Here is a 21,733-nt window from a genome sequence, read left to right as displayed (position 1 = left end):
TTATGAAGATTGATGAAATACATATTTACGGCTATGGAAAATTTGAAAATGTGAAAATCTCAAATTTGGGCGAATTCCAAGTATTTTACGGTGAAAACGAAGCAGGGAAATCAACGATCATGTCGTTCATTCACAGCATCTTATTTGGTTTTCCGACAAAACAGCAATCAGAACGCAGGTACGAACCAAAACGATCAGCAAAATATGGCGGACAGCTAACCGTCATTTTAAACGATGGGAAGAAAGCAATTATTGAACGAGTAAAAGGAAAAGCAACAGGTGATGTCAGTGTTTTGCTTGATGACGGGACTCGGGGCGGAGAAGAGCTGTTGAAAAAGATGCTTTTACATATTGATAAAAGCTTATTTCAGTCCATTTTTTCTTTTAATCTCCATGGTTTGCAAAATGTCCATCAGCTAAAAAGCGAGGATCTCGGAAAGTTTTTATTCTCAGCAGGAACGCTAGGTTCAGACCGTTTGCTGACTGTAGAAAATGATCTTCAAAAAGAGCTGGATTCCCGTTTTAAACCGAGCGGCAAAAAGCCTTTTATAAATGAAAAACTGAAAGAATTGCGGCAATTGCATGGGGAATTGAAAAGAGCAGAACAGCAAAATGATCAATATTGGAATCTTCTTCAGCAAAAAAGCAATTATGAAAAAAAGATTGCTTTATTGGAGAACGAAGCGGAACTCTTAAAAAAGAAGCTGGGCTTTCTTGACGAATGGAAGAGGATGCTCCCCCTTATAAAGGAACAGGCACTTTTGAGGGAAGAGCTTAAGCAGTATCACAATATAGCATTTCCAATCAACGGATTGAAAAGACTGGATTGGCTTGAGCAAAATATACAGCCTCTCGACAGCAGAATAAAAAGTTTAGAGGAAAGAATACAATTACTTGAAAAAGAAATTGCCGATTTCATTCCACAAGAGCGACTCATTGAATGTGAAACAGAAATTCTTGCAGCAGTTGAAAATATCCCTCTTTATGAACAACTAAAAGCGGAAGAAAATCAGATTAAGATCAGGCTTGAGAAAGCGAATGAGGAAATTTCCATTTTAAAGGAAGAGCTGCATGCCCCTGTTGATGAAGAATGGCTTAAAAATATAAATACGAGTGTATTTATGAAAGAAAAAGCTGCAGACTTGCATGTAAAAAATCAAAGGTTGAAAGAAAAACAGCATGAATTGGACTTGCGATTTTCCGAAGAGAAAGATGCGCTGAAAAAAATCGAAGAAACAATGAAAAAGGTGCAAAGCGAGCTTTTACCCGAGAATGATAGATTAGCATTGAAGGAAAAACTCGGCATCGCAGGTGACAAACGTTTTTATGAAAAGGAACTTCAGGACATAAAAGAGAGAATTGCCTTTTACAATAGGTCTTTGCAAAAAGAAAAAAAGCAGAAGGAACAAGCATTGATGCAGCAGCTTTTCTTTTCCGTTTTGTTATTGGTGGCGATAGGATGGGGAATTTATAGCAAGCAATGGATTGTTGCAGCCGCAGCCGGAACGTGTCTGCTATTTCAGATTTTAATGATAGTTAAAGTATGGAAATCCAACACAGTTACGGAAATTCTCACTGAAATTCAGGCATTAAAGGATAAGGAAAAAGATGTGCTATCATCCATAAAATTGTGGGAAGAAAATGATCTTTCTTTAATAAAGGACAAATTGGACAAAGATGAACAACTTCAAGAGCAGCATCGGATATTGCAAATTAAGTGGCAGCAGCAAAACGAACAATTTGAAAAGATTATTGCTGCTTTTGAATCATGGGAACAGGAAGCAAGGGAACTTGAGAGACAGACAAGTGAATTAAGGAAAGAACTGCAGTTGCCGGGATACATAGATTCACAGAATATTTACGAGGCATTTCAGCTGATTGAGCAACTAAAAGTAAACTTCAGAGAGAAATTGTACTTGAAAGAACGGCTTACCAGCGTAGAAAATGGACTCAAAGAAATAGAAAAGAAAATCTTTCATTTTGCTGATACTTTTTTGGAGAAAAACCAGTTAAGCATCCAGGAAAGTGCCTTTAGGCTAAAAAACTTATTAAAACTCGAACTTGGCAAACAAATCCAATATAATGAGAAACAGGCCAAAATCGAAGAGTTGAAAGATGAACTGTACAAACTATCTGTCGAGCGAAAGCATTTCCAAAAAGAAGCAGGTAAGCTGCTTTCTTTGGCAAATGCAAAAACAGCAGAGCAATTTCGGGAAATCGGCAAAAGAGCAGAAATGCGGGACAGCATTCTTGAACGGTTGGAAGAAATTGAAAGGCAGATGCGGTTTATGTCTGTTCCTTCTGAACAGAGAATTGAATTTTCCAATACTGATCCCGATGAACTCATTGAAGAAATTTCAAAAAAACTGGAACAAATTCATTCAGAATTGCAAAGTTTGCGGGAACAGCTTGCAGAAGTAAAATATGAGATTTCTGTTCTTGAAAACGGCGGTACGTATTCAGAACTCTTACACAAATATTCTCTATTAAAATCTGAATTTGAAGAGGATGCGAAAGAATGGGCCCGATTTGCCGTTGCGAAAGATTTGCTTGCAAAAACGATTGAACGTTATAAAAAGAAACATTTGCCAAGAATGATTGCGAAGGCCGAGGAATTTTTGTCTTATTTAACGGAAGGAAACTATATCCGCATTCATCCTCAGGAACTTGGCAGCGGATTTCTAATTGAAAATAAAGAACACATATTGTTTGAGGCGAATGAACTCAGCCAGGCAACAGCCGAACAAGTATATGTTTCATTAAGGCTGGCACTCGCTGTAACGCTTTACAAAAATTTTCATTTTCCAATTATGATTGATGATGGCTTTGTCAATTTTGATGAAAATCGGACTAAAAAGGTTATCACACTTTTAAAAAGATTTACCGGGCAGCAAATTTTACTGTTTACATGCCATAAGCATTTGCTTCATTATTTTGATAATGAACAAATTAAACAGCTCGGCCGTGAGAAAAAAGTGCCCATATGGTAATTAGGTCTGTTGTGATATACTTATTTTCTTTGAAGGGAGCGTCGGATTGTGAATAAAGGAATTCAGCAGTACGATGTAGGAGAACAAGTTGAGTTATTTTTGCTCATAAAAAATTCCACTAAAGGAATTGCGAGCAATGGAAAGCCTTTTCTCACGCTGATTTTACAAGATCAAAGCGGGGAAATAGAAGCAAAATTATGGGATGCATCTGATGATGATGAAAAAAATTATGCACCCCAAAATATCGTGAAAGTTCTTGGGGATATTCAAAATTACCGCGGACGAAACCAGCTTCGCATCCGACAGATCCGTCCTGCGTCTCCGGCAGATCCCGTTAATCTTTCCGATTTCCTTGAAACAGCTCCTGTTTCGCAGGATGAAATGATCAGCAAAATAACACAATATATATTCGAAATGAAGAACCCGAATATACAACGGATTACAAGATATTTGCTTAAGAAGTATCAAGAGTCTTTTTTAGAATACCCGGCTGCAACAAAAAATCATCATGAATTTGTTTCAGGTCTTGCTTATCATGTAACGAGCATGCTGGATTTGGCTAAAGCAATCGCAGACTTGTACCCAAGCCTTGATAAAGATTTGCTTTATGCCGGGGTTATACTTCATGATTTAGGGAAAGTAATCGAACTATCAGGACCGGTTTCAACAACTTATACGGTTGAAGGGAACCTTCTCGGGCATATTACAATAATGGTGAATGAGATAGGGAAAACGGCAAATGAACTGGGGATATCAGGAGAAGAAGTATTGATGCTCCAGCATTTAGTCCTGTCACACCACGGAAAAGCAGAATGGGGCAGCCCAAAGCAGCCGCTCATAAAAGAAGCTGAAATTCTTCACCATATTGATAATCTTGATGCAAAAATGAACATGCTTGACCGTGCCCTTGCCAGAGTGAAACCCGGGGAGTTTACCGAAAGGATCTTTGCTCTCGATAACCGGTCATTTTATAAGCCTACATTTCATAAATGAATGCAGAATCCTCACATAGAGGCCAGACCCTCAAAAGAAGAAGGGAACTGTCCTGTATTAGAGGGCATATTTACTTTTTCCCTGCATAAGCTTGTACTAAGATTAGTGTCAGAGGAGGAAATATACAATGCTTGTCCCTTTTTGGGTTTATTTAGTTGCAGGGGGAATTATGATCAGTGCTTATATGGCCGTAAAAGTTGGGAGAGAAGAACGGCAGCAAGAACTGGAAAGCATCGAACTTGAGGGATCTATTTATATGGAGCGTCTAGAACAAGAAAGGAAGAAAAAAATAGAAAAACAAAGGTCTTTTGAAGGTAAAATATCTTAAAGAAACGGATCCATAGTAACCCGTTTTTTAAGATAAGGAAACATATAATTTGATTTGAATTAGTTATTTTTTCGTTTAAGAATATAATCGTATCCAGAAAAAAGCGGCCCAATAGACGGTCGTTTTTTTGTGGAAAAGGGGCGGAGCTACGCTAACAAAGATAAAAATGGCAACTTATCTTTAGCAAGATACACGTTAAGCTATGTAAATATTTAGAGCCTGGCTTCGCTCACACCGCCTTATTATGTTGGTTAACTATATAAATGAAACCCATTTCCATGCTAGGTTTGGGAGTTTAATACTCATGCTCGTTTTTTGTGGAAAAAATCACAAATCTCAATAATGATTGTTATGTTTTTTACATAATTTAACATCTAATTTACTAATCTATTATAATACTTTAACAATTTTTCTGTTAAATAAAAGTTAGGAAATTTATTTTATCTCAAGGAGGAAGACGATGAAAAAGAAAAGTATCGCCATTGCTTTGGCTCTTGGGATTTTAGCGCCAACAGTGCATCCAATTCAAGCAGCGACAAAAGAAGTAAAGATTGAATCGGTTTCATTCAGCGGCTCTAGAGCGCCAGCTACTGCTGAAGAAATGAGCAAACCGTTTACAACAGCTACAGTTGTAGTAAAGTATACGAATGGTAAAACAAAAAAATTCCCGCTTACATATAAAGAGTTATTTAAAACAACGGATAAATTTAAAATGCCGAATGGAGAAACTTTCCAAGCAGGTACTCCGACGGATTATTACGGCGACCCCATTACAGACAAATCGGTAGATGGAAAACCTGTTCATTATGTATCTGATGCACCAGATGCAAACAGTCTCCTTCGACCAATGAAAGACGGTTCTTTGTACCTTGTTTCTCATTATGAATATGATTCGCTGGACAACGCAGGTAAACCGGCTTGGCGCCGCGTACCGGCATCAATGACATTAACGAAATTGTATCAAAACATGAAAACAGGAGAGTTGAAAGTTACAACTGTCGACAAAATTGACTTTTCAGGAGTAAACGGTTTATGGGTGCCTTGTAACGGTTCATTAACGCCGTGGAATACACACTTAGGTTCTGAAGAATACGAGCCTGATGCCCGTTCATTTGAATTCGATACACCAGAAAAGCTCAGTGAATCAACAGCTCATTTAAAAGATTTTGCAAAGCTGTATTTTGATGATGAGAAAAAAGCAAATCCTTATTATTACGGCTTTACTCCTGAAGTGTTTGTCAGCTCAGACGGTATGACGCGTGTTGTAAAACATTATAGCACCGGACGCCGTTCCAATGAATTGATGATTGTAATGCCTGATGAAAAAACTGCATACTTTGGGGACGACGGTGAATATACAACGCTGTTTATGTATGTGGCTGATAAACCGCGTGATTTGTCAGCAGGAACATTATATGCGGCGAAATTTACGCAAACAAGTGCGGATAACGGTGGAGCCGGCAATTTAGAATGGATTAAACTTGGACATGCGACAGATAAGGAAATTAAACGTATTATAGATAAAGGGATTAAATTCAGCGATATTTTTGAAGTATCCGATGTGCCGAAGGAAGGTTTTATCCCTGTTAAGCAATACTCAGGGCAGAATGCCAAATATGGAAAAGTAGAATACTTGAAACTGAAGCCTGGTATGGAAAAAGCTGCTGCATTTTTAGAAACTCGCCGTTACGCAGCTATGTTAGGAGCAACAAGCGAGTTTAATAAAATGGAAGGCTTAACGGTGAACACGAAAGATAAAAAGCTATATGTAGCAATTGCCGATATCGGAAAAGGAATGGAGAAAAACAGTCAAGACCCGACAGACCACATTCAATTATCGAAAGTAAAAGCTGGAGCGGTTTATGAGTTAAGTTTAAGGCCAGGACAAAATAATACAACTGGCCAGCCGATTAACAGCGGGTATGTTGCTTCGTCAATGAAGGCGCTTCTTGTTGGCGAAGATTTAGCACAGCCGGACGCTTATGGAAATAAAGCGAACGTAAATAAAATTGCGGGTCCGGACAACTTAAGCTTTTCTGAGGATTATCGCTCATTGTTTATCGGGGAAGACAGCAGCCAACATATTAACAATTTTGTATGGGCTTATAATGTAGAAACAAAAAAATTATCTCGTATTTTATCAGTACCTGCTGGTGCAGAGGCAACGGGGCTTCAAGCGGTCGATAACAGAAATGGATTTAGCTACATTATGAGCAATTTCCAACATCCAGGTGACGAATTAAGCAATTTTGCTCCGACAGCTGTAAAAATTGAGGACGTGAAAAAAGCCGTTGACAAAACTTATGGAATTAATCAAGCCGGTGCAGTCGGTTATGTTCATGGAATACCGAATGTTAAAAAGTTGCAGGAAGAATTAAAGAAACAGCAACAGCCAAAAACACAACAAAGTAAAAAGAAATAAATGAAAATAAAAAGTCTGCTCTGTATATAATAGGCAGACTTTTTGTTTGTGCTCCCCGCATAGATGTAACCTATAGGGTTTTGAGCCCGAAAAGGAAGGAAAATAGAAAGAGGTGGGGGATAGTCACCCCCACATGCTCAGTTCTTTGACTTGTTTAGTACACCTTCTAATTCTTTATCTTTGATTTTAACACCGGCATCCTTCAATTCACGGTCCATTGCTTTTTGTACGATAGCTTGATCAAGCTTGGACACCTTTAATTTATACTCCAGTTCATCTTTCATTTTATCATACGATTTTTTTTCTTTTTTATCAGTTACTTGAATAATATGCCATCCATGTTCCGTTTTTACCGGCTCACTAATTTCATTCACATCAAGAGCATACGCTGCTTTCTCAAACTCAGGAACCATTTCGCCTGCCCCGAACCAGCCCAGGTCTCCTCCTTTTTGAGCTGAAACAGTGTCAGTAGAATATTTTTTTGCAAGGTCTTCAAATTTCGATCCTGTGTCAAGTTTTTTCTTAACGTTTTTTGCTGTTTTTTCATCTGCTACTAAAATATGGCGTGCTTTTATTTCCGGTTTGTACTCATCGTAATACTTCTTTAATTCATTTTCTGTTACCTTAACTTCTTCAACTGCCGCTTTTTCTTGAAGAAGGCCGACTTTGAATGCTTTTTTTAAGTCTTCTTCGTTTTCATAGCCGTATTGAGCGAGGGCCATTTCAAAACTGTCACCAAGCTGGCTTTTTAATTCATTAACCTTTGCATCCAGTTCTTTGTCTGTAACTTTATATTTTTCGGAAAGGACTTTTTCGTAAAGAAGCTCTTGAAGCGTTTCCTTACCGTATTTTTCTTTCATCGCTTCATAAAGCTCGTCCTTTGTAATATTGCCAGCTTTCGTTTCCGCTACTGTTTCGGAATCCCCTCCTTGTCCATTACATGCGCTTAAACCGATTACCCCGACAGCTAAGGATAGGGATAAGATCCATTTTTTCATTTTTAACACTCCTAAAAGAAATTTCGTGGGTAAATTTTCAATTCACACCAATTACTATAACACAAATGAAGTAAGAACATAAAGAAAATCCCTGCTTTTTATAATTCCGAAAAATTGGGTTGGTCAAGATACATGCCTATTCGCAATAAGGGCGATTTGAATAATATAAGATAGCAACCCATGAAGGAGGTGTTACCATGAGTGGAGGATATGGAGGCGGCTTCGCGTTAATTGTAGTGTTGTTTATCTTATTAATTATTGTTGGTGCATCATGGTTTTAAGCTTGAGAAGAAATAGAAGGCATTAAGGCATTTTGTCTGATGCATTGCTGAAAGGAGGAAAAATATGTCCGGTGGACCAGGCTATTACGGTGGAGGATTTGCACTTATTGTAGTCCTCTTTATTCTTTTAATTATTATCGGGGCATCATGGCTGTAGGAAAAATGGAACCGATGTACGAAAGCGGTGATCAATTCGTCACCGCTTTTTTATGTACTTTACGTAAACAAAATTTCTAAATAGGAAGACGTCAATAAAATTAAAATTAAAATATTTATCGTTCTAAATACTTTTGGCTGACGGTCTTCCGGAATTTCCTTTTGTATACAAAGGGTATTTGTTAATTTGTTAATATAAAAAACAATAAAAGCAGCAAAAAGAATAAAAACGGAGATCATCGAAGATTCCCTCTTTCTGGAAACATACTGATGACAATGCAATAACATAAAATTCACTGAAAAACATAGATTAAAAGATTGAAATTGAAAAAGTTAAAAACTCACTTAGATACTGTACGATGAAATACCAAAAAAATCAATAGGGAATTTCGGGTCTTTCTTGAAATAAATTTATGACAATAATAGCGTATATTTAAAGTGAAAAAGCCATCTATACTGCTTCTTGAGGCAGTTTTCCCATATACATCGATGGAAGGAAATTCTGATTGATTAAACGTATCCTTCTTTGCTTAATTCTTTTTTCTTTAGGTGTCCGTCAACTTCAATAAATTCAGTTTCGATATTATGAAAGGATTTTTCGAATATTTCCATATAATCATCGCCGTAAATATTTCTAAGGATGGCCATTATCTCAATGATTTCCGGAAACTTTCCATATAGTTCCCTTAACGGCAATGCACCTAAAAAAGCAGCGTTTTTATCAGGCCTGTACGATTCCATTAAACTTAATAAAATTCTTTCTCCTTTTTCAGTTAATTGCACGTAAGTGTTTCGTTTGTCGTTTTCCTTCTTTGAAAATTTGAGCAGTCCTCTTTCCTCAAGCTTTTTCGAAAAGTTAAAAGCTGTAGAAACGTGCATGACCCCAAATTTGGCAACGTCGGATATCGATGCTCCGTTCAAATGATAAGCAATCCATAAAATATGATGTTCATTAATGTTTAAATCATAAGGCTTAATCCACTGCTGCCAATCTTTTTCAACCGATTTCCAAAGTGCTTTGCTTAATTGTGCAATTCTTTGGGTAAACATAAATGCTTCTTTCATAGAATATAATTTCTCTGTCATCCCCAATTCACCTACTTTTTTTTATCTATATATCATTATGCCAATAAAACAAAAATTAATAAAGATGTAAATTTACGAAATTTTAAGAAAACATTGTTGCTACTTACTGATAAATGTCTGTTTGTTATCATTACAGCTTATACCTAAATTCATTGCAGAGATGAACCATTTTTATAATATATTTCTTTTTGGCTGAAATAGAAAAAATTCATCTTATCCTTATCAAGGCCATTCAGCTTCTTTATGTTTTGTCTCGATGAAACGAAATTAAACAAACAGGATTTACATAGCGTATGAAAGACTGGCATAAGTATTAATATTGAATGTTGTCTCATTATCCGGCTGTGTGAAAGGAGTGGGAACATGGGTGGGATCATTTTCAGCTTTTTTGTTCTTAGTGCTGTTCTGTTATTTGGTACGATCCATTATCTTATTGCAACAAAAAAGCCAGGTGTATATCCTCCAAAGCATGTATTAAAGAAAAAAGCAGGTACACTTGCTGCAGGAGGAATTGCTGTTTTAATTCTTGGCATTTTGCTTCTTTCTTTTCGATAAATTACTGTTTATGTATTAATCTATAACAAAAAAGAACCCTTTGAGGGTTCTTTTTATATCAACTCTTACCTCTCCGTGCATAAGGTCATAAGACATATTATTATAGAGTTATGATTATTTCAATTACTAATGGTTTTAGTTTGATGAGTATTTTTTGTCCTTTTCATAGTTCCATTTGCCACCGGATAAAGGATAACCATTGCGATTGTATTGACCGCTGATGCTGGCAATACAACCGTTCCAAATAATGCGGCAAATGGTCCAGGTAGGCCTACAATCAAATATGCTGATCCCAAAAAGACGATTCCTGAAATGATCGTGCCAATAGCAGTTAAGACTGCAACACTAATAATAGACGATCTGAATTTTTTGAGTGAAAGGAATAACCCATAGAAAATAAACGAGGTTACCAGCTTATCAATGATGTTTGGCAACAAGCCATTAGGGAATGTAGTTGTTAAACCTGAAATTAATCCCGTAACTGCACCTAATAAGAGGACATACTTTTTTTCAGGAAATAGGATGATACCTAAAAACATCATCATTAACATCATATACGGTTTCATCCCCAGGAAAAATCCGGGCATAACCGCGTGCAAAACAGCACCCATTCCTACTAATAAGGACAAGGCTACAAGATTTCTTGTATTCATTTCTCAACTCTCCTCTGCTCATCTAATAAAAATCTTTTCCTGCAGTACTCTATATGCAAGCAGCGAAAAGGTTTTTAAAATTATATCATACATTATTTTGCAAATGAAGCATTAATATTGAGATTTAAAGCTCCTCATAAAATCAGCCAGTTTTGCAACATGCTCAAGCGGGACTGCATTATAGATGGAAGCCCGGCATCCGCCGATTGAACGGTGGCCGTTTAAGCCGATAAAACCTTTTTCCTTAGCTTGTACAAGGAAGCTCGCAGTGATTTCATCTGATTTTAGCCGAAATGTAACATTCATAAGTGAACGGCTTTCGGGATCTGAATGGCCTAAATAAAAACCGTCGCTGTTATCAATGACGTCATACAATATTTTTGCCTTTTCTTGATTCAGTTTAGAAATTTTCTCTACACCCCCAATAGAATCCGCCCATTCTAGCACTAGCTTAAATAAGTATATCGCAAGAGTAGGAGGGGTGTTATAAAGTGAATCATTTTCCGCATGGGTTCGATAATGTAACATGGCAGGAAGCTCGTCCTTGCCGCGGGACAACAATTCCTTTTTAATAATGACAACGGTTAATCCGGAAGGCCCAAGGTTCTTTTGTGCTCCGGCATATATTAAGCCAAAATCTTGAACGTTAATCGGTTTGCTCAAAATATCACTTGACATATCGGCAACAAGAGGGGCACCTAAGTTTTTTGGGAATTGATGCCATTGCGTGCCGTGTATTGTTTCGTTGCTTGTGATATGGACATAAGCGGCATCACTTTGAACCCGTATTCCGGATATAACGGGGATTGCTTTATAATTGTTTTCTTTTCCTGAAGCAAGGATTGAAGTTTGCCCTATTTTTTTGGCCTCTTTTAATGCTTTTTCAGACCAGGATCCTGTAAGCACATAGTAGCCCGTTTTTCCAGGTTGAAGCAGGTTCATCGGCACCATCGAAAATTGCAGACTGGCTCCTCCCTGAAGCAAGAGGACTGCATAATCATCAGGTATTTGCATAAGTTTTCGGAGAAGGGAAACAGCTCCAAAGTGAACTTCTTCATAATCTTTGCTGCGATGGCTCAATTCCATTACAGACATGCCTGTACCATTAAAATTGAACCATTCACTTGCTGCTTTTTGCAATACAGCCTCTGGGAGCGCAGCAGGCCCGGCATTAAAGTTATATGCACGATTCATTAATGTACCCTCCGTATCAAATCATTTTGGTAATGCTATGATGATTAAAGAAAAAAGATATTTCTATCCTATCAAAAATTTCGAAAAATAACAGATGGAAATTTGGATTTTTAGAAAAAAAGAGGCTGTCTCATAAGGGTCTGACCCCATGTGCATTTATCAATATATAGCACATTTATCCAACATTTGTCCTATATATTGTGTTATGGGGTCTGAGCCTTAGGCTTTGAGACAGCCTCGTGATTGCATTACAGATGTTTGCCGATGTTTTCCGCTATTTTCTTTAGATCTTCAGATGTGTATTCACTTGTATGGGTTTTCCAGACAGCACCGAATCCATCGCCTTTTCCGTAGCGGGGAATGATGTGAATATGGTAATGAAATACGGTTTGGCCGGCTGTTTCGCCATTATTATTAACTAAATTCATACCAGCAGGGTTATATGCTTTTTTTATTGCATTTGAAATTTCTGGAACAACTTCAAACAAGTTTCGTGCAATTTCCGGAGTAAGTTCATAAACATTTTCTTTATGTATTTTAGGTATCACAAGTGTATGGCCTTCTGTCACCTGGCTAATGTCAAGAAATGCTAGGACATGCTCATTTTCATAAACTTTTGCGGATGGAATTTCTCCATTGACGATCTTGCAAAAAATACATTCGCTCATATACAACATCCTTCCATTGCGTTTTATCCATGTAGGTTTGGAATGCTTACCTTTTCTTGGTATTTTATCATATTTTCATACCTCAGATAAAGAAATAAGGCAGGATTCGTGTGGAATCCTGCCGTTGTGAAGGAGAAACGCTTCATTTTATTCGTTCACTATCTAGTCAGCTTTAGTTGGCCTGCGATAAACACCTCATTTACAAATGATTAGTGTCTACTTCGATTTTTTCGTTCAAGGTGACCATCCCCTGTTTTCTTTATATGTTTCACAACGTATAAAGCGGTTGACGATCTTTAACAAACACCTCATTCCGATAATGTGGTGCCGCATAGCGGTTTTTGAACGAATATGGCTAATCAGAACTTATGTGCATCATAACCATTCTTTGATTAGGAACGATTTGAAGCTTTTTTGAATGATATTGTCTTTAACAGACACCTCATTTCAAGTATGATGATATTCATCATCAAACATTGTTGTTTCCCCTTCTATATTTAGAATGTCCAAGATAAAGAGGGCTATGCATGATTTTTTTCTTGGGCAAAAAAGGCGTTGCTACTTATTTAATCCCCAATTTGTTAAAATAGAAAGAAGAAAATTGGGAGGCGTTTTAATGGCTTTATTAGAAATAATGAATGTGACAGGCGGTTATACGAAAAATCCTGTGTTAAAAGATATTTCTTTTGATGTTCATTCAGGCGAAATCGTTGGTCTTATTGGTCTGAACGGTGCAGGAAAAAGCACGACAATCAAGCATGTTATCGGCCTGATGGAACCTCACAGTGGACAAATTACGATCAATGGCTCCACATTTGTGCACGATAAAGATGCATACCGAAAACAGTTTGCATATGTACCGGAAGCGCCGATTTTATATGATGAACTGACACTTGAAGAGCATTTGAAAATAACTGCTATGGCTTACGGAATAGATGAACATACATACAAAACCAGAATTGAAGCTTTATTAGAAGTGTTTCGCATGAAAAAAAGGCTCAAATGGTTTCCGGCTCATTTTTCTAAAGGGATGAAGCAAAAAGTAATGATTATGTGTGCTTTTTTAGTTCAGCCTTCTTTGTATATTGTTGATGAACCGTTTGTGGGACTTGATCCGCTCGGAATTCAATCCCTTTTAGATTTAATGAAAAAGATGAAAGAAAGCGGTGCGGGTATTTTAATGTCCACTCATATTTTGGCTACCGCGGAAAGATATTGCGACCGATTTGTTATTTTGCATGAAGGCAAGATTAGGGCAAAAGGGACGCTTGAGGAACTTCGCGATCAATTTTCAATGCCGGAAGCAACTTTGGATGACTTATATATACAATTGACAAAGGAAGAAGACTATGTTTAATGCAGAAAAGCTTTGGAAAGAAAGAGCTGTTCGGACAATCAAAGAGTTAAGCCGATATCTTCGCTATATTTTGAACGGCCATCTTGTCGTCGTCTTTCTTTTTCTTCTTGGAACGGCAGCCTATTATTATCAGGAATGGTTAAAAACGTTAACGCCTGACTTTCCGGCAGTTTTTCTGATGGCTGCTATTATTGCCATTTTTTTAACGTATAGTCCTATTTATACTTTTTTGCTGGAAGCGGACGGGATTTTCCTTCTTCCTCTTGAGAATAAGCTATCCCGGTACTTTAAGCGTTCTATTATCGCAAGTTTTATTGTCCAGGCTTATCTTCTTATTATCGTTTTGGCTGTTTTTATGCCAATGTATGTTCAAGTAAATAAATCTCAGTTTCAAACCTTTTTTTATTTTTTGATGATGCTTGTTATCGTTAAAAGCTGGAATTTAGCCGTGAGATGGCACATTCAATATTATGTGGAGAAGAATGTTCATTTCATTGATTCATGTATTCGATATTGCATCAATGCTGTGTTTTTGTTTTTGCTTTTTTCAAATGCAAACAATTTGTTTCTCGTTTTGATATTTGCGGTTATGGGCATTCTTTATGTATACTTCCGCTCTCAAACAAAAATCAAAGGGTTAAAATGGGAATATTTAATCGATCTTGAAGAGAGGCGCATGACTTCGTTTTACCGGATCGCCAATTTATTTACGGATGTTCCGAAGTTGAAAGACCGTGTTAAGAGACGGAAATGGCTGGATTGGATGGTCAACCGGGTTGAATTCCAACATTCGAAGACATTTACCCATCTCTATGTTAGGACGTTCTTTCGAGCAGGAGATTACTTTGGTCTGTTCATCCGTTTGACTCTTATCGGTGCAGTTGGATTGTACTTAATTTCATTTGGGTTCGGACAGATCGTGATTGTCTTGCTGTTTTTATATTTAACAGGATTTCAGCTCCTGCCGTTATGGAATCACCACCAAAAAATATTATGGGTGAATTTATATCCTGTGAAAGACGAGTTTAAGGTGAAATCTTTTCACCGCTTGCTGCTGATGATTCTCTTGATCCAGAGTGTGGTCTTTTCTCTCATCCTTTTATTGAAGGGAGAATGGGCCGAGGCATTAGCTGCACTTGCTGCGGGAATCAGTTTCACCTATTACTTTGTTTTCATATATAGCAAAAAACGCTTGCAGAATTAAAACAATAATTCCTTTCCTTGTTTAGGGAAAGGATTTTTTTCGGAACATATCAATACATAGTCCGTATATAAAGTAAGTGAAACAAAGAGGGAAGGGTCTGCATGAATGAATATGAAATGAAAGTATATGAAGAAGTAGAAAATTGGAAGAGAAAAATGCAAAAGAAATCGGGTTTATTGAACCGTATTTCAAAAAAAGCCCAGAACAAAGTAAATGAGTTGATACCTGAGAAAGCGCACCAAATAATGACCGATGCGATTAAAAATATGGTAAAAGCAACATTAACAGGTTCTCATCTCATGACAAAAAAACAGCAGGCTGTAGGATTGTCCCTGCCTGAAAAAGATCAGCTTCTAAGAAAGAAATTAGACGTTTACAGGAAAACAGCAGCAATCGAAGGGGCCGGAACGGGTGCGGGCGGCATTTTTCTTGGGTTGGCTGATTTTCCGCTATTGTTGTCAATTAAAATGAAATTTTTATTCGATGCTGCTTCAATTTATGGGTTTGACACCAGTCATTATGAAGAGCGCTTATTTCTCTTGCATGTCTTTCAATTAGCTTTTTCAAGTGATGAAAAAAAGCAGGAAACATTACAGGTGATCGAAGAATGGGAAGAACGGAAGAAGGAATTGTCGGACATGGATTGGCGCGAGTTCCAACAGGAATACCGGGATTATATTGATTTTGTGAAAATGCTGCAGCTTGTTCCCGGGGTTGGAGCATTCGTAGGCGCATATACCAATTACAATTTGCTGGATCATTTAGGTGAAGTGGCCATGAACGCCTACCGGCTGCGATTGTTAAAAACGACTCCGGGTTATTAGAGGGTAGTTCAGTATTTCCATAAATATGGACATAAATTAAAACCAATAATACATCAATAAAGTTGTATAGAATTATTTGTTGATGATTTGCAAAAATCTAATTGGTTTTATGAAGAAATCTTTGGTCTTTTTTTACAAAGAAGAATGAAACTGGTGCAATGATTAAACAAGAGAATTTTGCTTTATTGATGATTCCTGACTTTGTTCTTGATGAAAATCATTATTTAAATAAAAATGTGATTCTGCAGAGGTGGTAGACATAAATAAAGAAAAGGAAATACTTGGTCAGCTTATTGACTGGGGAAAAAGAAATGATGAAATTCGTCTAATAATTCTTACAAGTTCTCGTACAAATCCTAATGCAGTTACAGATGTGTTTACTGATTATGACGTTGAACTCTTCGTAAAAGACTTACAACCCTTTTTACAAAGTGATAAATGGATGGAGGAATTTGGTACAATAATAACATGTGTGCCATTGAAAGCAGTAGAAAATAATAATTGGGTTACACGCCTTGTTCTTTATGAAGATGGTACAAAAATTGATTTTCAAATTTCAACGATTGAGTCAGCGAAGAAACTTGCAAATCAACAACAATTACCTCCGGAATATGATAATGGATATTTGGTTTTACTTGATAAAGATAACCTCACAATAAATATAAAACCACCGACGTATTCAGCCTATTTTATAAAAAAACCAACTGAAGAAGAATACATTGAAATTATTAATGATTTTTGGTGGGATACAACTTATGTAGCAAAGAGTCTTTGGCGTGATGAGTTATTTTTCTTTAAGTTCATGTTAGATAACGTAATACGATTTTATTTTTTTACAAAAAGTAATTGAATGGTATTTAGGAGTACAACACGATTGGAAATTAAATCCGAATAAATGTGGTAGATGGTTTAAAAGATATTTAGATGAGAAAACTTGGAAAGAGCTTGAGTAATTTCCTTGATAATTGGAAAAATTTATTGACTATTACTGAAATTATAAAAGGATATATAATACAAATATATGAAATACAACTGTATATAGGTAGAACTGGAAGGAGGAATGAAGGGAATATTTTAATGGCTCATTTTTTTGAATCTATTTTATTATACCATCCAGAAAGGTGAAATTTTATGAGGAAGAGAAAATTCAAATTCTATTTATTCATTTCTTACTTCCTTTTATTTACTATGATTTTTTCTACCCTCGCTCCTTTTGCGGAAGCAGAGGAAAACACCCCTTCATCTGCAAATGCACCTCAAGCAAAAATAACAGAAAGGGATACTATCGTCACACCGAATTTGACAGAAAATGATGCAGACAATCGTTCTACCACATCGAAGGTTGAACAGACAGAGGATACCTTTATTTCTACCCCTGCCGAGACCCCTGAAAAGACCTGCATCCTCTACGAATAAAGACAAGGAGCCAATCTCTTCGTCTGATCCTTATCCGAAAGAAAAGGAAGTAAAATCTCTTCGAACGGAGACGGCAAAGGTATACGAAAATTCTGATGGAACGTATACAGCGGAAGTGTTCCCTGAACCGATTCACTTCAAACAAAATAATCAATGGGTCGACATTAATAATACACTTGTGGAAAACCAACAACATGAATTGGAAAATAAAGCAAACCAGTTTAAAGGTAAGCGTCAAATAATCCCCACCTACAGTAGATGGGGATTTAGTTATGATTTAAGTATTCTTTTTAAACACACGACAAACTAATGGGATCGTTGATGACCAAGGCATTAATTGATCCAAGGCATCTTTATCTTGGGTTTCCATGTTTGGTAGTTTCTCAAAAAGATAGGTGAGATAGGCAAATGGATTTAAGTTATTCTCTTTAGCTGTCTCAATAATACTGTATATTGTTGCACTGGCTTGAGCGCCCCGTGTGGTGTTGGCAAACAACCAATTTTTGCGGCCAATGACAAATGGCTTGATCGAACGTTCGCTACGGTTATTATCGATTTCTAACCGACCATCTTTTAAAAAGCCCACTAATTTATCCCATTGGTTCAGGCAATATTGGATTGCCTGGCCAAGGGCGCTTTTTGGAAGGACTTTTGACCTTTGAGTTTTAAGCCATGCTGAAAAAGCCTCCAGTACTGGCTGGCTGCGTTCCAAACGACTATTATAGCGTTCTTCAGGAGTTGAATCCTTTAATTCACGCTCAATCGCAAAAAGTTGGTTACAGAAATGGAGTCCTTCCTTGGCAGCTACCGGAGCCGACTGCTTTGAAGCCGGAAGAGCCTTTAAGGCTTCATCAAACTTACGCCTTGCATGTGCCCAACAACCTACCAGGGTCACATGAGGCAGCCCTTGATAACCGGAGTAGCCATCCACATGAAGGTAGCCCTTGAAACCATTCAGAAACTTACGAGGATGTTCCTTTCCTCGTGTCTGTTGGTATTCATAAAGAGTAATCGGCGGACCTTCTCTTCCTGTACGATAAAGCCACATATAAGAAGTGGATGTTGCCTTTCGACCCGGTTCATGAAGTACCTGTAAAGTGGTTTCATCCGCATGGAGAATCTCCTGCTTGAGTAAATGATCCTTCATCCGATCATAAATCAAACGTAACCACTGATCTGCGCCATAGATCATCCAGTTCGCCATCGTCTGCCGGGATAATGTAAACCCAAATCGCTCAAACTGCTTTTCCTGGCGATAAAGAGGCAGCCCTTCCACATATTTTTGGCTCATCACATACGCCATACTTGAAGGAGAAGCTAAACTGCCCGGATAGACAGGTGCCGGTATAGACGCTGTCACAATCGGGGTATGGATCTCCTCACGTTCACAACGGCGGCAGGCGTAGACATAACGGACATGCTTAACCACTTTTACTTCAGCTGGAATGACTTTGATTTCTTGACGCACTTCCGTGCTCATTTCATGTAAAGATCCACCGCAACACGAACAGACCTGCTCTTCTGCGGAAAGGCGGTATTCAACCGTTTCCGTAGGCAGGTCTTCTAGCATCGTTTCACGTTGGCCGCGTTTTTTACGACGACGGTAGGTAATGGTTTCAGAAGCAGGTTCCTCTAAATTGGAGGCTGCTTCTACCTCTGCTTCATTAAAGAGCGAAAGCTCTAGTTGATCGGAATGTGTTTTTTCACTTGAAGAGCCGAATCGTCTTTTTTGGCTGAGGCGAAACTGTTCCTCATACCATTTTAACTTCGCAGTCAGTTCAGCGACTTGCTTTTCAAGGGATTCACATCGTTTTTGAAGATTTTCAGTTGGTTGGGTGAGTGTTTTCGTTGTCTTTTTCATACTTTATCTATTCGACAAATTATGATCAGTCCCTTTTAAAAATTGGAGTTTTAAATAAAAAAATGAAAAAATATGATTTCATATGACTGTCCTTGCGATAACTTCAGGATGAGCCTGGCGTTGATCAAGTGGAAGTCCATCAAGCAACCAACGGAACTGCCGGCGGCTTATTTTTAACGGTGCATCACTTTCATCCGTTGGCCATTGAAATTTTCCGCGTTCTAAACGTCTATAATAGAGCCAAAATCCGTTGTGCTCCCAATGAAGAATTTTCAATTTATCCCGATTACGGTTACAGAAGACAAAATAGCTAGACGAAAAGGGGTCCAGATCAAACGACTCTTTCACCAACGCAGCCAGGCCATCAATGGACTTGCGCAAATCTGTGCTCCCTCGGGCGAGGTAAACATGCACGATCATTGCTTCGTTCAACACAGCGATCTTAAGGTCCGGACGACATCCGCAAGGAAAGATGGGTCGAAGCCAGGTTTAACCTCTATGGATGCTTGCCCTATATTAATCTGTAAGGATAATGAAGTGTTTTTTGATTCGGCATCTTGTTCATTCATTGTGATTGATACCCATTTAGGTGATGGTGCTGAGATCCGATTTGTGTTTTCAATTTTTTTAAGCCAATATTTTAATTGATGGAGCTTTACATTATTGTCAGCACACCATTTGGATTGGGTCTGTCCACTTGCCCTAAACTTATCGATACGAAGTTCCCATTCTTTTCGCAATTCCGCTCGAGACATCAAAAAACCTCCTCAAATATTGATTTGAAGAGATTATCTCATAGTATCATCTTGGTTAATAGGTGGGTACTATTTTACGGTTACGTTTAAAGTCAAATTTCCAAAAAAGCCAAAACTAAATCAACAAACGAAACTATTTATCTATGAAATCGCAGGACATAAAGTGACATTGGAACTTTCCGATGCTTCTTCTACACCAAAAGCGTATAAGGGAACCGTCGATGTAGTAGGGACGTTCAAAAATAATCGTGCGCAATATTGTTTATTGCAAAATAAAAGTACATAGTTTTGCAGGATATTTGTGCAGAACTATACTGCATAAAAAAAGGCTTGCCAGCTTATCCAATAACCCCTACTGTTGAGTTTGAGCAGTACTTAACAGAGGGAGGACAAGAAAGGATGCTAGCAATGCCTGAAGTAAATTATATATCATTTAATAGAAGTCGAAGGTATGTCTATTTCTGCGAGTTCCAGCAGAAATACCGGGATTATATTGATTTTGTGAAAATGCTTCAGCCTGTTCCCGGGGTTGGAGCAGTCGTAGGGGCTTTTGCCAATTACAATTTGCTTGATCATTTAGGTGAAATGGCCATGAATGCCTACCGGCTGCGATTATTAAAAACGCCCCCGGCTTATTAGTACGGAGGCGTTTATTACTAGACCATTTTTGCGGTTGCGGGTTCACTGTTTGATTGTTTTGATTGGTAATTAATTGCAGCTGTTCCCAATGTTTTCGCTGCAATGAGCATGGCTTTTTCATCAAAATCAAACTTCGGATGGTGGTGCGGGTATGTCTCTTTCGCATTCGACGGTTTGGCACCTGTGAAAAAGAACGTTCCCTTTACATGCTGAAGATAATAGGCGAAATCTTCACCGCCCATATGCGGCTCCGTTTCCGTAATTTTCTTGACTTCAGGGACCTGTTTCGCACAATCAATCAGGAATTGAGTTTCTTCCGGATGGTTGACCACGGCCGGGTAGCCTCGTTCGTAAGTATACTCATATGAACTGTCAGAAGTATAGCACGTTCCTTTTACGACTCTTTCAATTTCCGCTTCAATAAAGCTCCGAACTTCGTTATTAAATGTTCGTACCGTTCCGATTAATTTCGCTTTATCTGCGATGACGTTAAAAGCATTTTCAGCAACAAACGACCCGACAGTTACGACAGCAGAGTCGATCGGATTCACCTTGCGGCTGACAATTTGTTGCAGATTGATGACCAGATGTGAAGCTGTAACGATCGCATCCTTCGTTTTATGCGGTTGCGCTCCATGCCCTCCTTGGCCCTGAATGATGATTTCAAACCGGTCTGCAGCTGCCATAATAGGGCCAACCCGGTATTGAATTGTTCCGGTCGGTTCAGTTGCCCACAAATGGGAGCCAAAAATAACGTCTACACCTTCCAGGCAGCCATCTTCAATCATCGTGATTGCTCCGCCTGGCGCATATTCTTCGGCATGCTGATGAATCATTACATAATTTCCTTCTAATTCTTCCCTCATTTCATGAAGGCACTTTGCCAACACAAGGAGAGTCGCTGTATGCCCGTCATGGCCGCAAGCGTGCATAACACCGGGAACGAGTGATTTATACGGAACATCTTTTTCATCCTGAATTGGCAGGGCATCAAAATCAGCTCTCAGGGCAACGGTTTTACCCGGCTTTCCGCCATTTATTTTCGCAACAACCCCGTTCCCGCCGACGTTCCCTCTCACTTCAATTCCGAGCTTTTCATAATAAGATTTTATGTAGCGGGCGGTATTTTTTTCTTGAAAAGATAATTCAGGATGCTGGTGCAGATATCTTCGAATGGAAACCATTTCTTCATAAGAACTTTCCAATTTTCCATATAATTTTTCTTTCATTAGGAATTCCTCCTATGATTCAAAAACAGTGCTTTTTTTGATAATTATAACATTCTTTAATCTAATAAAGAGAAACATTATTTACAAGACTGCCAACCAGGTGACCGGGGGCAGTCTTGTTTAT

The 21,733-nt window shown here is 38.1% G+C and carries 24 protein-coding genes and 1 pseudogene; 15 read left to right on the top strand and 10 right to left on the bottom strand.

Features of this window, described 5'->3' with window-relative positions:
• Positions 1-2: 2 nt before the first annotated feature.
• The 4 genes from PB1_RS03250 to PB1_RS03235 all read left to right on the top strand — a co-directional run bounded on the left by PB1_RS03250 (position 3) and on the right by PB1_RS03235 (position 6,733).
• Entirely contained in the window at positions 3-2,990 is a 2,988-nt protein-coding gene (locus PB1_RS03250; RefSeq protein ID WP_003350740.1) for an ATP-binding protein, read from the top strand.
• 48 nt (positions 2,991-3,038) lie between these two features.
• Positions 3,039-3,983 carry a 3'-5' exoribonuclease YhaM gene (yhaM, locus tag PB1_RS03245; RefSeq protein ID WP_003350739.1) on the top strand — a complete coding sequence of 315 codons (945 nt, stop codon included), beginning with the start codon at positions 3,039-3,041 and terminating at the stop codon, positions 3,981-3,983.
• A gap of 127 nt (positions 3,984-4,110) precedes the next feature.
• Positions 4,111-4,311, top strand: coding sequence for a sporulation YhaL family protein (locus PB1_RS03240; RefSeq protein ID WP_003350737.1), 201 nt, complete (start codon positions 4,111-4,113; stop codon positions 4,309-4,311).
• 460 nt (positions 4,312-4,771) lie between these two features.
• Positions 4,772-6,733, top strand: a complete 1,962-nt coding sequence (locus PB1_RS03235; RefSeq protein ID WP_003350736.1) for a PhoX family protein — start codon at positions 4,772-4,774, stop codon at positions 6,731-6,733.
• 137 nt (positions 6,734-6,870) lie between these two features.
• On the opposite strand, the gene PB1_RS03230 is transcribed toward PB1_RS03235, so the two are convergent.
• Positions 6,871-7,731, bottom strand: coding sequence for a peptidylprolyl isomerase (locus tag PB1_RS03230; protein WP_003350734.1), 861 nt, complete (start codon positions 7,729-7,731; stop codon positions 6,871-6,873).
• A gap of 197 nt (positions 7,732-7,928) precedes the next feature.
• On the opposite strand from PB1_RS03230, the gene PB1_RS03225 reads away from it, so the two are divergent.
• Positions 7,929-8,012 carry a YjcZ family sporulation protein gene (locus PB1_RS03225; protein ID WP_034644746.1) on the top strand — a complete coding sequence of 28 codons (84 nt, stop codon included), beginning with the start codon at positions 7,929-7,931 and terminating at the stop codon, positions 8,010-8,012.
• Positions 8,013-8,076: 64 nt separating this feature from the next.
• The gene (locus PB1_RS03220; RefSeq protein WP_003350733.1) at positions 8,077-8,169 is read left to right on the top strand and encodes a YjcZ family sporulation protein; all 93 of its coding nucleotides are present in this window, start codon (positions 8,077-8,079) and stop codon (positions 8,167-8,169) included.
• Positions 8,170-8,228: 59 nt separating this feature from the next.
• On the opposite strand, the gene PB1_RS17995 is transcribed toward PB1_RS03220, so the two are convergent.
• Positions 8,229-8,408, bottom strand: coding sequence for a hypothetical protein (locus PB1_RS17995; RefSeq protein ID WP_003350732.1), 180 nt, complete (start codon positions 8,406-8,408; stop codon positions 8,229-8,231).
• Between the two features lie 270 nt (positions 8,409-8,678).
• Positions 8,679-9,254: an HTH-type transcriptional regulator Hpr gene (locus tag PB1_RS03210; RefSeq protein WP_003350731.1), complete on the bottom strand. Its 576-nt coding sequence runs from the start codon at positions 9,252-9,254 to the stop codon at positions 8,679-8,681.
• Between the two features lie 363 nt (positions 9,255-9,617).
• On the opposite strand from PB1_RS03210, the gene yhzF reads away from it, so the two are divergent.
• Positions 9,618-9,809 (top strand): membrane protein YhzF, encoded by a 192-nt coding sequence (gene yhzF / locus PB1_RS03205; protein WP_003350730.1) that lies wholly within the window; start codon positions 9,618-9,620, stop codon positions 9,807-9,809.
• Positions 9,810-9,928: 119 nt separating this feature from the next.
• On the opposite strand, the gene PB1_RS03200 is transcribed toward yhzF, so the two are convergent.
• The 3 genes from PB1_RS03200 to PB1_RS03190 all read right to left on the bottom strand — a co-directional run bounded on the left by PB1_RS03200 (position 9,929) and on the right by PB1_RS03190 (position 12,324).
• Positions 9,929-10,462, bottom strand: a complete 534-nt coding sequence (locus tag PB1_RS03200) for a tryptophan transporter (RefSeq protein WP_003350729.1) — start codon at positions 10,460-10,462, stop codon at positions 9,929-9,931.
• Positions 10,463-10,573: 111 nt separating this feature from the next.
• On the bottom strand, positions 10,574-11,656 hold the full coding sequence (serC, locus tag PB1_RS03195; RefSeq protein ID WP_003350728.1) for a 3-phosphoserine/phosphohydroxythreonine transaminase: 1,083 nt from the start codon (positions 11,654-11,656) through the stop codon (positions 10,574-10,576).
• 248 nt (positions 11,657-11,904) lie between these two features.
• A complete protein-coding gene (locus PB1_RS03190) occupies positions 11,905-12,324 on the bottom strand; it encodes an HIT family protein (RefSeq protein WP_003350727.1) in 420 nt (139 codons plus the stop codon).
• Positions 12,325-12,940: 616 nt separating this feature from the next.
• Between PB1_RS03190 and PB1_RS03185 the strand changes: the two genes are divergently transcribed.
• From PB1_RS03185 to PB1_RS03165, 7 genes are all read left to right on the top strand, one after another.
• Positions 12,941-13,681, top strand: a complete 741-nt coding sequence (locus PB1_RS03185) for an ABC transporter ATP-binding protein (protein ID WP_003350726.1) — start codon at positions 12,941-12,943, stop codon at positions 13,679-13,681.
• Entirely contained in the window at positions 13,674-14,885 is a 1,212-nt protein-coding gene (locus PB1_RS03180) for an ABC transporter permease (protein ID WP_003350725.1), read from the top strand. Before PB1_RS03185 ends, PB1_RS03180 begins: the two co-directional genes overlap by 8 nt.
• Before the next feature lie 101 nt (positions 14,886-14,986).
• On the top strand, positions 14,987-15,709 hold the full coding sequence (locus PB1_RS03175) for an EcsC family protein (protein ID WP_003350724.1): 723 nt from the start codon (positions 14,987-14,989) through the stop codon (positions 15,707-15,709).
• Between the two features lie 87 nt (positions 15,710-15,796).
• Positions 15,797-15,871 (top strand): hypothetical protein, encoded by a 75-nt coding sequence (locus PB1_RS18495; RefSeq protein ID WP_420796288.1) that lies wholly within the window; start codon positions 15,797-15,799, stop codon positions 15,869-15,871.
• An 88-nt stretch (positions 15,872-15,959) separates the two neighbouring features.
• On the top strand, positions 15,960-16,559 hold the full coding sequence (locus PB1_RS03170; RefSeq protein WP_003350721.1) for an aminoglycoside 6-adenylyltransferase: 600 nt from the start codon (positions 15,960-15,962) through the stop codon (positions 16,557-16,559).
• Entirely contained in the window at positions 16,537-16,662 is a 126-nt protein-coding gene (locus tag PB1_RS18490; RefSeq protein WP_081485599.1) for an aminoglycoside 6-adenylyltransferase, read from the top strand. The genes PB1_RS03170 and PB1_RS18490 overlap by 23 nt, the downstream gene beginning before the upstream one ends.
• Positions 16,663-16,840: 178 nt before the next feature.
• On the top strand, positions 16,841-17,125 hold the full coding sequence (locus PB1_RS03165) for a hypothetical protein (protein ID WP_003350719.1): 285 nt from the start codon (positions 16,841-16,843) through the stop codon (positions 17,123-17,125).
• Positions 17,126-17,402: 277 nt separating this feature from the next.
• On the opposite strand, the gene tnpC is transcribed toward PB1_RS03165, so the two are convergent.
• The 3 genes from tnpC to tnpA all read right to left on the bottom strand — a co-directional run bounded on the left by tnpC (position 17,403) and on the right by tnpA (position 19,741).
• Positions 17,403-18,986 (bottom strand): IS66 family transposase, encoded by a 1,584-nt coding sequence (gene tnpC / locus PB1_RS03160; RefSeq protein WP_003350560.1) that lies wholly within the window; start codon positions 18,984-18,986, stop codon positions 17,403-17,405.
• A gap of 78 nt (positions 18,987-19,064) precedes the next feature.
• The gene (tnpB, locus tag PB1_RS03155) at positions 19,065-19,406 is read right to left on the bottom strand and encodes an IS66 family insertion sequence element accessory protein TnpB (RefSeq protein WP_274413072.1); all 342 of its coding nucleotides are present in this window, start codon (positions 19,404-19,406) and stop codon (positions 19,065-19,067) included.
• A gap of 8 nt (positions 19,407-19,414) precedes the next feature.
• Complete coding sequence (gene tnpA / locus PB1_RS03150) at positions 19,415-19,741, bottom strand: IS66 family insertion sequence element accessory protein TnpA (protein ID WP_003350562.1); 327 nt, start codon at positions 19,739-19,741, stop codon at positions 19,415-19,417.
• A gap of 465 nt (positions 19,742-20,206) precedes the next feature.
• Between tnpA and PB1_RS03145 the strand changes: the two are divergent.
• Positions 20,207-20,380, top strand: a pseudogene (locus PB1_RS03145) (EcsC family protein); the annotation flags it as partial.
• A gap of 17 nt (positions 20,381-20,397) precedes the next feature.
• On the opposite strand, the gene PB1_RS03140 reads toward PB1_RS03145, so the two are convergent.
• Positions 20,398-21,609 carry a M20 family metallopeptidase gene (locus PB1_RS03140; RefSeq protein WP_003350715.1) on the bottom strand — a complete coding sequence of 404 codons (1,212 nt, stop codon included), beginning with the start codon at positions 21,607-21,609 and terminating at the stop codon, positions 20,398-20,400.
• Positions 21,610-21,733 lie beyond the last annotated feature (124 nt).

Origin of the sequence: Bacillus methanolicus PB1 (genome assembly GCF_000262755.1) — a bacterium.
Lineage (GTDB): Bacteria > Bacillota > Bacilli > Bacillales > Cytobacillaceae > Bacillus_Z > Bacillus_Z methanolicus.
The sequence above is the reverse complement of the archived record's forward strand: the minus strand, read 5'-3'. Positions and strand labels throughout refer to the sequence as shown.

Bases quoted from the DNA above. Each gene is read 5' to 3' on its own strand.
- tnpB (WP_274413072.1), bottom strand. From the start codon at position 19,406: ATGATCGTGCATGTTTACCTCGCCCGAGGGAGCACAGATTTGCGCAAG.
- PB1_RS03190 (WP_003350727.1), bottom strand. From the start codon at position 12,324: ATGAGCGAATGTATTTTTTGCAAGATCGTCAATGGAGAAATTCCATCC.
- PB1_RS03180 (WP_003350725.1), top strand. From the start codon at position 13,674: ATGTTTAATGCAGAAAAGCTTTGGAAAGAAAGAGCTGTTCGGACAATC.
- PB1_RS03165 (WP_003350719.1), top strand. From the start codon at position 16,841: ATGAGGAAGAGAAAATTCAAATTCTATTTATTCATTTCTTACTTCCTT.
- PB1_RS03210 (WP_003350731.1), bottom strand. From the start codon at position 9,254: ATGACAGAGAAATTATATTCTATGAAAGAAGCATTTATGTTTACCCAA.
- tnpA (WP_003350562.1), bottom strand. From the start codon at position 19,741: ATGTCTCGAGCGGAATTGCGAAAAGAATGGGAACTTCGTATCGATAAG.
- PB1_RS03250 (WP_003350740.1), top strand. From the start codon at position 3: ATGAAGATTGATGAAATACATATTTACGGCTATGGAAAATTTGAAAAT.
- PB1_RS17995 (WP_003350732.1), bottom strand. From the start codon at position 8,408: ATGATCTCCGTTTTTATTCTTTTTGCTGCTTTTATTGTTTTTTATATT.
- PB1_RS03240 (WP_003350737.1), top strand. From the start codon at position 4,111: ATGCTTGTCCCTTTTTGGGTTTATTTAGTTGCAGGGGGAATTATGATC.
- PB1_RS03220 (WP_003350733.1), top strand. From the start codon at position 8,077: ATGTCCGGTGGACCAGGCTATTACGGTGGAGGATTTGCACTTATTGTA.
- PB1_RS03140 (WP_003350715.1), bottom strand. From the start codon at position 21,609: ATGAAAGAAAAATTATATGGAAAATTGGAAAGTTCTTATGAAGAAATG.
- PB1_RS03230 (WP_003350734.1), bottom strand. From the start codon at position 7,731: ATGAAAAAATGGATCTTATCCCTATCCTTAGCTGTCGGGGTAATCGGT.
- PB1_RS03225 (WP_034644746.1), top strand. From the start codon at position 7,929: ATGAGTGGAGGATATGGAGGCGGCTTCGCGTTAATTGTAGTGTTGTTT.
- PB1_RS03175 (WP_003350724.1), top strand. From the start codon at position 14,987: ATGAATGAATATGAAATGAAAGTATATGAAGAAGTAGAAAATTGGAAG.
- serC (WP_003350728.1), bottom strand. From the start codon at position 11,656: ATGAATCGTGCATATAACTTTAATGCCGGGCCTGCTGCGCTCCCAGAG.
- tnpC (WP_003350560.1), bottom strand. From the start codon at position 18,986: ATGAAAAAGACAACGAAAACACTCACCCAACCAACTGAAAATCTTCAA.
- PB1_RS03200 (WP_003350729.1), bottom strand. From the start codon at position 10,462: ATGAATACAAGAAATCTTGTAGCCTTGTCCTTATTAGTAGGAATGGGT.
- yhzF (WP_003350730.1), top strand. From the start codon at position 9,618: ATGGGTGGGATCATTTTCAGCTTTTTTGTTCTTAGTGCTGTTCTGTTA.
- PB1_RS03235 (WP_003350736.1), top strand. From the start codon at position 4,772: ATGAAAAAGAAAAGTATCGCCATTGCTTTGGCTCTTGGGATTTTAGCG.
- PB1_RS03185 (WP_003350726.1), top strand. From the start codon at position 12,941: ATGGCTTTATTAGAAATAATGAATGTGACAGGCGGTTATACGAAAAAT.